We start from the raw sequence: 12,509 nt of genomic DNA on the forward strand, positions 1-12,509 counted from the left end.
CTCATGAAAATCGTTGTAATCGGCGGAAGCGGCCTGATCGGCTCCAAAGTCGTCAATAACCTTATCAACCTGGGCCACGAGGTCATTGCAGGCTCACCCGCAACGGGTATCAATACCATCACCGGCGAAGGATTGGCGGAAGCCCTGAAAGGCGCGGACATTGTGATCGACGTGGCCAATTCGCCTTCTTTCGAAGACCAGGCTGTGCTCGATTTTTTCACCACTTCGGGCCGCAACCTGCTGGCGGCCGAAAAGGAAGCCGGCGTGAAACATCACATCGCATTGTCGGTGGTGGGCACGCAGTTGCTTTCGGACAGCGGCTATTTCCGGGGCAAGATCGCGCAGGAAAAGCTGATCCGGGAGTCGGGTATGCCTTACACTATTGTGCATTCCACGCAGTTTTTCGAGTTTTTGGGCGGTATTGCGCAAGCTGCCACGCAGGGCCAGATCGTGCGGCTGTCGGCAACTTATGTGCAACCTATTTCATCGGATGATGTAGCCTCGGCTATGACGGAAGTTGCCCTCAATACGCCGCACAACGGGGTGATTGAAATCGCCGGACCGGAACGTTTCAGGCTCGCCGAGCTGGTACAGAAGTTCCTGAACCTGAAAGGCGACACCCGCTCGGTGGTGACAGACAGCCAGGCACGGTATTATGGCGCTCTTCTCTCCGATGTGGTACTGCTCCCTGCGGGCGACGCACGTGTGGGTTCGGTCAAGTTCGCAGATTGGTTCGAGGCAGTTAACGTATAGCGTTTACAGTGCGTATTCTATTCTCAGTTTATTTCTAAACCATAAACAACTACGATTATGAACCTGTTTATGCAAATGGTCCACGATAATGGCACCGACGACAACTACAAACACGAGGTCGAGATACTCTCCACAGAGGTTCACCATCATGAAGACCATACCTTCGAAGGTAGCGAGTTCATGGACGATGCACTCCGGATGCACGAGCAACTGCTCGACGACGACCAGTAACTCACCGGCTAGTTGCGGACGGCAAGTTGCCGAACATGATCGGCCGTCAGCGGTCGGCTAGTCCCTACCGGAACGATTAGTATAGTACAGATTTTCAAATTCAGTCATGAAGCATTTAGAGGTATCCAAGGTATTTCAAACCGTTAGTTCGGGTGACGGGCAGTTTGCAGCGAGGAAAGTCCGCTCGATCCATTTCAATGGCCTTCTGGATCCATTGATCGGTTTCGACCATTTCGAGTTGACGTCCGATGTTTTCGGCCCGCACCCGCACGCAGGTATGTCGGCAGTGAGTTATCTTTTTGAAGATTCCGGGCATTACCACAATCTTGATTCGTCTGGGACCGACATCATGATCACGCCCGGCAGCCTGATGTGGACCTGGGCAGGGCGGGGCATCGTCCACACGGAATTTCCCGTACCCGAAGGCTCCCGCGTACACGGCATGCAGATATTCGTCAACACGGCCGCGAGCCGCAAGCAGCTGCTGCCGCAGGCGCTCTTTATCGACAGCCGCGACATGCCCGTAGTAAGCACAAAAGGGACAGCCGTGAAAGTGGTCACCGGGCGCACCGAAGCCGGCAGCAACCCCACTGAAACACCCGATCGCCTGACATTCCTCGACATCACCATTGAACAGGATCATACGTTCCGGCATGACCTGCCGGCGGGGTGGACCGCGACCATTTACGTCGTATCTGGGAAAGCCGTTTTCGCCAACGACCACAAATCCTGGATCGTTACCACCGGCCAGGTACTGGCCGCGGGCCGCTCCGACCGGCAAGAAATACTGGCGTTGACCGCAATTTCCGACGCACGGGTCATCCTGCTGAGCGGCAAACCCCTCGGCGAGCCGATCTTCTCGGCAGGAGCTATGGTCATGGGTTCCGAAGAAGAGCTCGGAAAAGCCATATCGGATTTTGAAGAAGGCCGAATGGGCTTCATCCGCATCGAAGGGAACCTCAGAACAGTTGTTTTAGCCACCTAAATTCCCAGCCAAACCATGCAACAGTACCATGTAAAAGTGCTACCCGGCGATTGCTCCGGGGCCGTCATCAGTATGCTCCAAGACCTCGCTTTGGGGCATTTCATAGAACTCGATCCGGTATCGTCCACCGCTACCCCGCTCACCGACGACCAGGTGCTGGAAATGATCGAGGAAGCAGACCTTACCGCCCACTATTCCCTGGAGGAAGCCCGGGAGATCCTGCATGTAGGAGCCCGCTATTAAGCTATTTTTTGACCTTTTATTTTTTTACTAACCATTTAATTTTCAAAACAATGAATGATTTCCTGATTGCGATCCACAGAGACATTACCAGCTCCGATCCGATACCTACTCCCGCACAAATGCAAGCGGCTATCAAACCCTACCAGGACTGGGTTGCCGGCATTGGTGCGAAAGGCCGTCTGGTAGCGCCTCCCAAAAGATGGGACATGGACGGCCGCGTTATCAAAAAAGGTAATGATATCAGCAAAGGACCGTTTGTCGAAAACAAGCAGTCAATCGGCGGGCTGTTCCTGATCCAGGCCGAGAGCTATGATGAGGCGGTTGAAATCGCGAGCGGCTGCCCAATTATCGAGTTCGGCGCTTCGGTGGAAGTCCGTATGGCGATCCCGCCCGTGCAGTAAACCTTTGAGATGTCAGCCTGATCGAATCGTCATGCGTAGCGCAGTCGAAGCGTCATACGGGACGTTCATATTACGGTATGGCCTGCCTTCGGCTTCGCTCAGGCTGACATTTCATTTTCAGAAGGGTTCATTTACCTTGTAGAACCTCCACGCACCCTCCCAAAAGCAGTATCGGGCAATCCCTGGCTATTTCGGCGGCTTCGGTATAATCACTGGCCTCGATGAAGATCAACCCTTCAACGACTACTGCGTTTTCCATCACCCCTTCCTGACTAACGGCAACCCCCTGCGCGTCCCATCGCTGAACCGGCCTTGCGAGCCGCTTGGAAGCTGCCAGGCTCAGATACCAGTCTTGCCAATGCTTGCGATACATGAGCAGGTCTTCCTCTTCCAATTGCGGGGCAGTGCTTCGATGATCTCTTCTGAAAACCAATACGAACTCCATTGTTTCTGTGTAGCTAAGATGTCAGAGTACACCAAGCTGCAAGCGTTGTGCCAAATACCCAACCAGCTATTTACAAGGAAGTTACCTACCGGGCATAATGCAATATGCCGCGATATTCAGCCATTTGACGACGCAAAGGCGAAATACCGCGGCACTTTGGGGTTCAGGCTTCAGAAGTAATCCGCCTTGCTGATTTTTAGTTTTTTGATTTTGGAATGAAGGGTGGTAGCTGGAATATCGAGGAATTCGGCAGCGCCGTCCATGCCCGAAATTTTACCTTGAAATTGCCTCAATACCTCGATAATGTAGGTCCGTTCCACCTCCGAGAGTGTCCTGCTAAGCGGCGCCACCGGCATCTTCTCTTCCGGTCTTAGTTTAGGTAAATGAATTTCGCGGATTATGGCATCCTCACTCAGCAACACGCTGCGCTCGACGAGGTGTTCAAGCTCGCGGACATTGCCCGGCCACGGATAAGCTTGCAACTCCTGAATTACCCGGGGCGAAAAACCGGTTACCTTCCGGCCGGAAGTTTTATTGTAACGGTCTACAAAGAAATGCGTCAGCGGGACGATATCGTCACGACGGTTGCGAAGCGGCGGAAGTACAATGGGAAATACATTGAGGCGGTAGTAAAGGTCGGATCGGAACCGCCCCGCCCGCACCTCTTCTTCCAGGTTACGGTTGGTGGCAGCGATAATGCGTACGTCTACTTTGATGGTCGTTTTTCCGCCGATCCTTTCCAGCTCCTTTTCCTGCAAAACGCGCAACAACTTCACCTGCGCTTCCAGGGGCATTTCGCCGATCTCGTCCAGGAACAGCGTACTTTGGTCGGCCAGCTCGAACTTACCGATCCGCCGCTCCACCGCGCCGGTGAATGCGCCTTTTTCGTGGCCGAACAATTCGCTTTCAATCAGGCTGGCCGGCAATGCAGCGCAGTTGACCTTGATCATCAGCTTGTCCCTGCGCGGCGACGCACTATGTATAGCGCGGGCGATGAGCTCCTTTCCCGTGCCCGTCTCGCCAAGGAGCAGTACGGTCGAAGCCGAATCGGCCACGAGGGACATTAAATGGTAAACTTCCTGCATTTCGGGACCGCTGCCTACGATCTCCGAGAAATTGTAGATCGTCCGGATCTGTTCTTTCAGCTGATCGTTTTCGATTTCGAGCAATTGCTTGTAGGCCAATATCTTTTCATTGGCCCTGATATTCGATATGGCAATGGAAATCTGTGCACAAAGGCCTTTGAGCAGGTTTAAATTGAGATTATCGGATAGAAAAAACATCGTTCCGAGATTTTCCTGACCCACGCGTAACGCCGCCGCATACACGTTTTTCAGGCCCAACCGTTTCCAGAACGCGATGTAGTTGGGGCTGTTGCCTTTCCGCTCCTCCTCCGCAATGTCGATCACGATCGGCTCCTTGCTGGCGAGCACCTGCGCGAAAAAATATTCGTCGACCGTCGCCCGACGGTTGGCCAGCTGATCGAACATATCCATTACACCGGCAAAAAGCGAAATGTCCCACAGGTAAGGGGTCAATGTCACCCCATCATCCTCAATCACCCTGATCATCGCCAGGCGGGTGCTCAGCAAGTGTTCCAGGGCGTCGGAAATGGCGGCTTCGAGATCAGGTTTTGTCCGCACGGCGGCGATATTCTGGCTGAAATCAAGCAGAAAAGACTTTTCGCTTTCCCGGTTGAGAATCTCTTCGTTAGCTGTGATATTGCTGGCCGCTGTCGACAGCTGGCTGGCAATGCGCTCGATAATGTGCACCGCGCAATCGTCGAAAGTGCCCGTTTCATCAGAAAAAAGGATCAGACTGTGCCTCCGGACGTCTTCGCCTGGCAGGGCCTTGATCAGCATTTCCCGCGCCCCGGCCGCGTAATGCAGCTTAAACCACACCGGCGCATTTTCGACATCGAAGTTCCGCATATCGAACAGCACCGGCTCCTCCGACCGGGCTGCAACGTCGTAAATGCCGTCTCCGACCGGGTAAGGCGTACTGATGGCCTCGTTATAGGCTGCGTAGTCACGGGATTTAGACTCGGGATCCGTCAGAAAAGCGTTGTAGGTCTGGTGCACCTCGTCGAGTATGGTCATCACGCAGGCCGTGAAATTGATCGCCTTCCGCAAACCCGAATTGATGACGTGCAACAGGTCCTTCCGGTCACGGACTTTCACCATCCGGTTGCTCAGTTCGAGCAAAGCGTCATTGATCCGCTCTTTTTCCGCAAGTTCTTCGTTTCTAAGCATCCGCATCGATCGACCTGTTGACGTGGAATTTTATTTTACAATAATTGAAGCCATTACTGGTAAAGATACATGATTTCCTGCTGTTGAAGGTCGTCGACCCATTGATCGATATAATCCACAAGACCTTGACGGGCCACATTAGAGCGTTTTTCCGTCCGCGAGCCGAAAACGATCAGGCCCAGGGCGAGGCAGCGTACAATGTCCATCTGCCGCACCAGGCCAATGCAGAAACCTTCGATAAAATGCTCGCGTGCCTCGGGCGCGATCTCAAACGACGACGCCACCTTTTTACGCGCCAGCAGCAGCTGGGTGTGCCTGGTAAAAAGCATCGCCTGCGTGGCCGAGTACACCAGCAGGCGATCGATATTGATAGTCCTGAAAATGGAAATGAATTTTCTCTTCAAATCGGGGAAGGTCTGGTTCACTACACTGTCGTATTTATGTACTCCATTCAACACCATCCAGAGTTTAATGGCCTCTTCCTCATCGAGCGCAATGGTAACCTGGCCATATTCCGAAAATTCGGTGATGATATCGATGGCCTCCTCCACCTGAAACGAGCGCCTGGTGAGCGGGTCGCCGAAGTAAAAGATAAACTCAATATCCTGTGTGCCAACCGGCTTGATGGCACCCAGTAACAGGCTGCTCCAGAGTTCGGAAGCGCCGGAGAGGCCGGCCCAATCGTGGAATGCAATGGTGCGGCAGTTCATCAAAAACGGCTGCAAAATGCGGGTTATCGCATCGCTCGTCAGGTAGCCCAATTTGTCCTGGTCGTTGCCTGTATGCGGAATACCCGCGCTCAGCCGGTGCAACGGGCTGAGATCCTGGGCTGTATTCAACGTCAGGCTCCGGACACCCATCACTTGCAGCACTTCCGGAAGAGCCGATTCCCTTACGCCCAGCGGGTTGACACCAAAGTCCCAGATCGAAAAATCGGGTGACCCACTAGGTGTCGGACGGCGCAGGTAATAATGCGGCAAAGCGCCAAGGGACTGCAACTGGCCACGCATGTCGTTAAGGATCGGGCCGGGGTTCAGAATTTCAAGGTTAAGTGTTTCCATTTTATGTTTGATTTAGGTTTAAAGGATAATATTGTTGTGAGGCAGCAAATCGTCCGGCAAATTGCTTTCACCCAGCATTTCGCGGAGCTCGATATTCAGCTGCTGGCTCATCTGGGAAATAGGTACGTCGTTGGCACTCCCCTCGAACGGATTTTCGGTGCTCTCCCCTACCTGTTCAAGCGAAATGTACATCCATGAAATGAGCATGCTGAAAGGGATCGTTACCCAGGCCATGTACCCCCGCAACGGCGGATCCACGACTTCATTGAGCAAATCGAAATCATGGACGATCCCGAACGGCAGCATGAAACAGAACGTCCACACGAAAATGTGGTTGATCACCGCATATTGCCGCGGATAAGGTGAGTCTTTGAGCTGTTCGCATTTTGCCTGCAAACTGTGCAGGTCTTTCAGCATCTGTTGCAATGCGGCATATTGCGGCGCAATCACCTCTCCGTCGGCATTGAGTGATTTAACGGCTTTGCTTTGCAATCCGAGTATCTTTCCGATCTTGTTCTTCGAACCCAAAACCTGTTCCAGCTCGTGTTCGGGCAGAAGTCCTTTCAGTTCGGTTTCCACCGCCTGCATGCGTTCGGGAATGTGAAAAAACTGCTGGTACTCCTTGTTATGGCTCTTTTCGTTGCTTTCCCAGACGCGGTCCTCGCGGAGGTAAAAACGCAAGGCCGTAAGCCAAGCAAGGTGACGGTAGATCAACTCCCTGCTTTGTTCCTGGTTATTCAAAAAATCAACACTGATGGTACCCCAGAAACGGCTCAGCCCCAGAATATCGGTCCAAAGCCGTTGCCCTTCGGCCGCCCGGTTGTAAGTCTGGGCATTTTTAAAACCTACTGTAAAAGCGGTAGCCGTACCCAGAAGCGCCACCACGGGCCAGGGGACGTTCAGCCATTTCAGTCCCCATATTTCATGAATAACCACCGGGAAAAGGCCGAGGAAAAAGAGGATGTAAGTGTTCCGGCGGGTCCAGACGAGAAATTCACCCAACCGGTATGATTTACCTATGTGCATGGTGTTTTTGTATTGGTTTTGGTTCCCGGCCACCTTGTCGAAGAAGCGAAAGGTGACCTGGGAACTTTTGAAATCATACTTATTTAGAAGCAATGCCCTGGGTATCGACAGTACTTGCAGCATTGGCGATGAAAGCGGCCACTTTTGCAGGCTGCGACAGCATCGGCACATGGCTGGAATTCAGTTCGAGTGACTTTGCACCGATTTTTTTGGCCAAAGTACGTTGCAGGCCTGGATTGATCATTCTGTCGTTACCGCCTATGATGAACCACGACGGCTTGTCGTGCCAGGCAGCTTTGCTAACCTTCTCGCCTGTGGTAAATGCGGCCCACTGGCCCTGTGTGGCGAGAATCAATTTGCGTTCTGGCATAGGCAGGTCCTGAGCGAAGTCTTCGAAAATACCCTTCGGAGTCAGGGACAGGAAGCCGGCTGCATCGGCCCGAACCTCCTCATTACCCGGTGCAGGAGTTGCGGTTTTGGCAACGTCGTTCAGCGATTCACCCGTGTCCGGTGCGAACGCTGCCATATATACGAGACCCGCCACTTTCGGGTCGTTACCCGCTTCGGAAATTACCACTCCGCCCCACGAATGGCCTACTAGCAGCACGGGGCCGTCCTGCAAGGCTATAATGCGCTTGGCGGCTGTCACGTCATCGTTGAGCGAGGTAAGCGGGTTTTGTACTGCCGTCACTTTGAAGCCCTTCGCTTCCAGGAGCGGGATCACTTTCGACCAGCTCGAACCGTCGGCGAATGCGCCATGTACCAGTACAATGTTTTTGACGCCTTTTTGGGGCTCTTCGTGCTTCTGCCCGGATTCGATTTGCTGTCGCGAGACGAATGCAAATAATGCAGTAGCGACCATTCCAATAGCGATTGAGTTGAATTTTGACATGGTTTTAAATGGATTAAGGGTGAATCGTAAGAAAATGATGGTGGACTAGCTGAGGTACTTTTTCAGTTCCGCACCAATTTGTCGGATGTGCGAACGAACCGCCGGCAATGTGGCCAGGCCATTCAGCAACCCGAAATCGTGGATCATTCCGTTGTAGCGCACCGTCGTTACCGGCACACCGGCTTCGTCGAGTTTGCGGCCGTAGGCTTCACCCTCGTCACGAAGAATGTCATTTTCGGCAGTCTGAATGAGTGCCGGCGGCAAGCCTTTCAGCTGTTCCAAGGTCGCTTGCAATGGAGAGGCGTAAATGGCTTTGCGCTCTTTGGGGTCCTCGATGTAGAGGTCGTACATCCATTTCATCAGCGAAGTGCTCAGGAAACGATCTTTGCCGAATTTACGGTAAGATTTGGTTTCGAAATCGGAGTCGACGATCGGCCACATCATTACCTGCAGCTTGATTTCCGGCCCGCCTTTTTCCTTCGCCATCAGGCAAGTAACAGTGCTCATGTTGCCGCCCACGCTGTTTCCCACTATGGCCAGCTTGCTGCCGTCGACGTTGATCGTAGGACCGTTAGCTGCTACCCATTTCGTAGCTGCGTAAATTTCGTTGATCGCCTGCGGATATCGCGCCTCGGAAGTGCGGGAGTAGTTGACGAACACCGCGGCCATACCCGATTCGAGCACGATGTCACGGACCAGCCGGTGATGCGTCGGAAAATCACCGAGTATCCAGCCACCGCCATGAATGAACATGAATGCGGGCAGGGTTTCGGTCGCGTTTTCAGGGCGTACGATGTGGAGATCCACCGTGTAGCCGTCGCTGGTAATGGTTTTCAGGTCTATTTTAACACCCGAAACATCTACATCCACGGATGCCTGTGCATTGGCCAGTCCGGCCTGCGCATCGGCAAGCGGGAGTGTTTCAAGGGCGGGGCCTCCGGAATTGTTGACAATTTTCAGAAATTCCCTGACGTCCCTGGACAGGTTGGGATCGGTAGCATAGTCTTTGATAGCTTGCTTTTTTTGCTTCTTTTTCATGTTGGTTGAGTTCTTTTTTTAATTAATCCTGAAATTTTCCCTTTCATTGAATCACCGTGTTGCTGATCGGACTTCGCGGGAACGGCGCGCCGACGTTGGTTTGTCCCGTGCACGAACGGATGGAAAGTGCACACCCCTTACAGCAGCCTCGGTGAGCTGGCATCCGTCATCTTCGTTTCTATGAAAAAAGGAAATCGGTTCGGGCAAGAATTGTCAGACTGTTTCACCAGTGAAATCTGCCCGGATGCTATATTCAATTGCAAGCCGCGTGCCATTGCTTTAACTAATTGATTTACAATTAATTAAAAGACAAATACGACAAATTATGTAGCGATATTTCGTGCAATCACTTGGTACGGCGCTAAATACCGTGCGCCTGCCCTAATGCAGCTATACAGGTTGCAGGAGCGGCAACGTCACGCGGAACCAGCCATCCACTTCCTCTATATGCGGGCTGGACTGGTTGAGAAGCTTGTATTTGAATGCAATGTTGGACAGCCCCACCCCGTTCGATTCGACCCTTACCTTGCGCCGCTGGATATTATTTTCGATGACCAACTGCCGTTCAGGCGTAGTACGGATACGGATGGTGAGTGGCTGGTGGGGCAGTACCACATTATGCTTGACCGCATTTTCGACCAGTAGTTGTAATGTGAGCGGTGGCAGCAACGCCTCCTTGTGTGTATCCATGGTGAGGAGATCGGTGTGGACGCCATTGCCGTACCGGGTACGCAGGAGGTGAAAGTAGGACTGTATAAAACCCATCTCCTGGCTCAGCGTAGTCAGTTCGCCATCTCCGGCGCGCAGCAGGTAACGGTAAACGCTCGACAGTTCGTCGACATAGTCGATGGCCTGGCTCGGGGTTTCGTCGATCAGCGATGATAATGTGTTGAGTGCATTGAAAAGAAAATGCGGGTTAACCTGGCTCTGCAATGCCTTCATTTGCGCCTCGGTGTGCTGCTGTTTCAACTGTTCGAGGATCAAGTCGGCTTCGAGTTGCCTTCGGAGGTGCTGTTCCCGTTCACGGATCAGTTCCTGCTCTGCAATTACCTGCCGCATCGCCTGACGCTGCTGCCGGTACGAGATTCCAAGCGATACCAGTGCGAGGTCGAGGAAAATGCCCGCCTGCATTAAAAAGCCCGGGTGAATGAGCAGCGGCAGCTGATCCAAAGCTGGTATGCCATTGCCCAGATGCATATGCAATGATATGGTCGACAGGATTTCACCGACCCACAGCGCCAGTGTCCCTGCAAAAAAGAAGCGGGCCAGGATATCAGTACGCTTCAGGTGCTTTACAAACGTGTATAAAATGGTAAAATTCGTAGCCGCCATTACAATGGTACGGATCACATTCAGTTGCGCTTCATGCCAGTCGGTGCGCCAGAGGTCGGAAAACAGGTTAAAATAGATTTCAGGCAAAGTACAAATGAACCAGGTGTATTGCATGATCCGGTACCATCGGACAAGCCTCGGATGGTCGCTCAGATCGATAAATTCAACCGCCAGTTCCAGGTATATAATGGAGAACAAATAGAAGGGCACTGTTCTGCCGAAAGCAACTATATTGTCGGCCGGGGCCACTAGTTCCAGCCCGAAGGAGGTGATCCACAAAAAAACGTACAGGCTGTACAAAAGGTAAATACGGTCGCGACGGACCACCCATTGGAGCAGGTTTGCAGCCAGCAATACGGCAGCGGCACCTATAAAAAGCAGTAACCATTGTTGATAGCCGGGTGCAAGTAACGTCATGAACGGGCAGGGTGATGTTCAGACGAAAATACATAAAAGTCGTTTCATACCCTTCATTTTACAGTTCATCTGAGTGAGCGTAGGCGGCGAGGAATACGTCTCCTACTTTTGTCGGGTCAAAACAAGTAATATTAGCCATGAAAATTCAACGTATACTTTTTGCAACGGTTCCTTTCGACGGGCATTTCAGCCCGCTTACCGGCCTGGCCGCCCACCTCAAACAGCTCGGGCACGATGTGCGCTGGTACGTGGGCGGCCACTATGGCGGGCGCGTCACGAAGCTAGGCCTTGTCCACTACCCGTGTGTAAAGGCGCCCGTGATCAACCAGGAGAATATGGATGAACTGTTCCCTGAACGCAAAAAGATCAAAAACCCGATTGCCCGCGCCCGATTCGATGTAAAGCATACCTTCCTGAGCCCTATTCCGGGGTATGTCGACGATCTTGTAAAAATTCACGACGAGTGGCCGTTCGACCTGATCGTGTACGACCTGGCTTGCCTGGGCGCATTGTTAGTACAGGAATTGCTGGCCGTGAAAGGGGTAGCTGTGGGCGTACTGCCGTTATTTGAAAGTGAGTCGAACCTCCCTTCCGACGACCCCGGCCGGAATGCGATCGCGAGGTCGGTGGCGCGTTGGGCCAAGCGTGCCAAGATCCATTTTCAATTCAACATCATCATGAAGCCATGCAGCACATTGTTCAACGAATTGCGTGTTAAATACGGCCTGCCGCCGGAGCCGGGCTTCATGTTCGACGCGGTGTTCCGGAATGCCCACCTGTACCTCCAAAGCGGTGTGCCGGGGTTTGACTATCCGCACAGAAAGCTGAGCCCCAACGTCAGGTTTGTCGGACCGCTTCTGCCCAATAAATCGAACGGGAAGGCCTCATTTGCACATGCCGACGAGACATTGAAATATAATAGGGTCATTCTGGTTACGCAGGGCACATTCGAGCGGGATGTAGAGAAAATCATCGTCCCTACATTGGAAGCCTACAAAAACGACCCGGAAACGATGGTGATCGTTACTACCGGTGGCTCCGGCACTGCGGCATTGCGCCAGCGCTACCCGCAGCCTCATTTCCTCATCGAAGATTTCATCGATTACGACGCCGTAATGCCTTACGCGAGCGTGTATGTAACAAACGGGGGCTACGGGGGCGTGATGCTCGCGCTGCAACACAAGCTGCCCATCGTGGTGGCGGGTGTCCACGAAGGCAAAGACGATATTGCGGCGCGTGTCCAGTTCAACGGTGTCGGGATCGATCTGAAAACGGAAACACCCAAAGCGGGCCAGATCCGGCGTGCGGTCGCCACCGTGTTATCCGACAACAATTACCGCAAGCGGGCTCACCAACTCAGCGAGGAGTTCAGGAATTATCCCGCCAATGAAATCGCAACGGGTTACATTGGCGGGCTTGTTTAAAAAGCCGGG

Annotated in this window: 13 protein-coding genes; 6 read left to right on the forward strand and 7 right to left on the reverse strand. The window is 52.9% G+C overall.

Annotation, left to right across the window (positions count from 1 at the left end; translation table 11 throughout):
- Positions 1-3 precede the first annotated feature (3 nt).
- From IEY24_RS09810 to IEY24_RS09830, 5 genes are all read left to right on the forward strand, one after another.
- Entirely contained in the window at positions 4-753 is a 750-nt protein-coding gene (locus IEY24_RS09810; protein ID WP_188931143.1) for an SDR family oxidoreductase, read from the forward strand.
- A gap of 57 nt (positions 754-810) precedes the next feature.
- Positions 811-984, forward strand: a complete 174-nt coding sequence (locus tag IEY24_RS09815; RefSeq protein WP_188931145.1) for a hypothetical protein — start codon at positions 811-813, stop codon at positions 982-984.
- A 106-nt stretch (positions 985-1,090) separates the two neighbouring features.
- The gene (locus tag IEY24_RS09820) at positions 1,091-1,969 is read left to right on the forward strand and encodes a pirin family protein (RefSeq protein ID WP_188931147.1); all 879 of its coding nucleotides are present in this window, start codon (positions 1,091-1,093) and stop codon (positions 1,967-1,969) included.
- A 15-nt stretch (positions 1,970-1,984) separates the two neighbouring features.
- Positions 1,985-2,212 carry a hypothetical protein gene (locus tag IEY24_RS09825; protein WP_188931149.1) on the forward strand — a complete coding sequence of 76 codons (228 nt, stop codon included), beginning with the start codon at positions 1,985-1,987 and terminating at the stop codon, positions 2,210-2,212.
- 50 nt (positions 2,213-2,262) lie between these two features.
- Positions 2,263-2,613 carry a YciI family protein gene (locus tag IEY24_RS09830; protein ID WP_188931151.1) on the forward strand — a complete coding sequence of 117 codons (351 nt, stop codon included), beginning with the start codon at positions 2,263-2,265 and terminating at the stop codon, positions 2,611-2,613.
- Between the two features lie 127 nt (positions 2,614-2,740).
- On the opposite strand, the gene IEY24_RS09835 is transcribed toward IEY24_RS09830, so the two are convergent.
- The 7 genes from IEY24_RS09835 to IEY24_RS09865 all read right to left on the reverse strand — a co-directional run bounded on the left by IEY24_RS09835 (position 2,741) and on the right by IEY24_RS09865 (position 11,076).
- Positions 2,741-3,058, reverse strand: a complete 318-nt coding sequence (locus IEY24_RS09835) for a YciI family protein (protein ID WP_188931153.1) — start codon at positions 3,056-3,058, stop codon at positions 2,741-2,743.
- Positions 3,059-3,228: 170 nt separating this feature from the next.
- The gene (locus IEY24_RS09840; protein ID WP_229221747.1) at positions 3,229-5,316 is read right to left on the reverse strand and encodes a sigma-54-dependent Fis family transcriptional regulator; all 2,088 of its coding nucleotides are present in this window, start codon (positions 5,314-5,316) and stop codon (positions 3,229-3,231) included.
- A gap of 47 nt (positions 5,317-5,363) precedes the next feature.
- A complete protein-coding gene (locus tag IEY24_RS09845) occupies positions 5,364-6,371 on the reverse strand; it encodes a hypothetical protein (RefSeq protein ID WP_188931155.1) in 1,008 nt (335 codons plus the stop codon).
- Positions 6,372-6,389: 18 nt separating this feature from the next.
- Positions 6,390-7,520: a bestrophin family protein gene (locus tag IEY24_RS09850; RefSeq protein WP_229221749.1), complete on the reverse strand. Its 1,131-nt coding sequence runs from the start codon at positions 7,518-7,520 to the stop codon at positions 6,390-6,392.
- Positions 7,477-8,289: an alpha/beta fold hydrolase gene (locus IEY24_RS09855; protein WP_229221751.1), complete on the reverse strand. Its 813-nt coding sequence runs from the start codon at positions 8,287-8,289 to the stop codon at positions 7,477-7,479. Before IEY24_RS09855 ends, IEY24_RS09850 begins: the two co-directional genes overlap by 44 nt.
- A 45-nt stretch (positions 8,290-8,334) precedes the next feature.
- Entirely contained in the window at positions 8,335-9,327 is a 993-nt protein-coding gene (locus IEY24_RS09860) for an alpha/beta hydrolase (RefSeq protein ID WP_188931157.1), read from the reverse strand.
- Between the two features lie 390 nt (positions 9,328-9,717).
- Positions 9,718-11,076: a sensor histidine kinase gene (locus IEY24_RS09865; protein ID WP_188931159.1), complete on the reverse strand. Its 1,359-nt coding sequence runs from the start codon at positions 11,074-11,076 to the stop codon at positions 9,718-9,720.
- A 137-nt stretch (positions 11,077-11,213) separates the two neighbouring features.
- On the opposite strand from IEY24_RS09865, the gene IEY24_RS09870 reads away from it, so the two are divergent.
- Positions 11,214-12,500, forward strand: coding sequence for a glycosyltransferase (locus IEY24_RS09870; protein WP_188931161.1), 1,287 nt, complete (start codon positions 11,214-11,216; stop codon positions 12,498-12,500).
- The last annotated feature ends 9 nt before the right edge of the window (positions 12,501-12,509 follow it).

This window comes from Dyadobacter endophyticus, from assembly GCF_014641595.1.
GTDB classification, from domain to species: domain Bacteria; phylum Bacteroidota; class Bacteroidia; order Cytophagales; family Spirosomataceae; genus Dyadobacter; species Dyadobacter endophyticus.

What these genes read in the sequence shown, in the direction of transcription:
- IEY24_RS09850 (WP_229221749.1), bottom strand. Translation starts at nt 7,520, where the DNA reads ATGCTGCAAGTACTGTCGATACCCAGGGCATTGCTTCTAAATAAGTAT.
- IEY24_RS09840 (WP_229221747.1), bottom strand. Translation starts at nt 5,316, where the DNA reads ATGCGGATGCTTAGAAACGAAGAACTTGCGGAAAAAGAGCGGATCAAT.
- IEY24_RS09855 (WP_229221751.1), bottom strand. Translation starts at nt 8,289, where the DNA reads ATGTCAAAATTCAACTCAATCGCTATTGGAATGGTCGCTACTGCATTA.
- IEY24_RS09815 (WP_188931145.1), top strand. Translation starts at nt 811, where the DNA reads ATGAACCTGTTTATGCAAATGGTCCACGATAATGGCACCGACGACAAC.
- IEY24_RS09865 (WP_188931159.1), bottom strand. Translation starts at nt 11,076, where the DNA reads ATGACGTTACTTGCACCCGGCTATCAACAATGGTTACTGCTTTTTATA.
- IEY24_RS09830 (WP_188931151.1), top strand. Translation starts at nt 2,263, where the DNA reads ATGAATGATTTCCTGATTGCGATCCACAGAGACATTACCAGCTCCGAT.
- IEY24_RS09820 (WP_188931147.1), top strand. Translation starts at nt 1,091, where the DNA reads ATGAAGCATTTAGAGGTATCCAAGGTATTTCAAACCGTTAGTTCGGGT.
- IEY24_RS09835 (WP_188931153.1), bottom strand. Translation starts at nt 3,058, where the DNA reads ATGGAGTTCGTATTGGTTTTCAGAAGAGATCATCGAAGCACTGCCCCG.
- IEY24_RS09870 (WP_188931161.1), top strand. Translation starts at nt 11,214, where the DNA reads ATGAAAATTCAACGTATACTTTTTGCAACGGTTCCTTTCGACGGGCAT.
- IEY24_RS09810 (WP_188931143.1), top strand. Translation starts at nt 4, where the DNA reads ATGAAAATCGTTGTAATCGGCGGAAGCGGCCTGATCGGCTCCAAAGTC.
- IEY24_RS09825 (WP_188931149.1), top strand. Translation starts at nt 1,985, where the DNA reads ATGCAACAGTACCATGTAAAAGTGCTACCCGGCGATTGCTCCGGGGCC.
- IEY24_RS09860 (WP_188931157.1), bottom strand. Translation starts at nt 9,327, where the DNA reads ATGAAAAAGAAGCAAAAAAAGCAAGCTATCAAAGACTATGCTACCGAT.
- IEY24_RS09845 (WP_188931155.1), bottom strand. Translation starts at nt 6,371, where the DNA reads ATGGAAACACTTAACCTTGAAATTCTGAACCCCGGCCCGATCCTTAAC.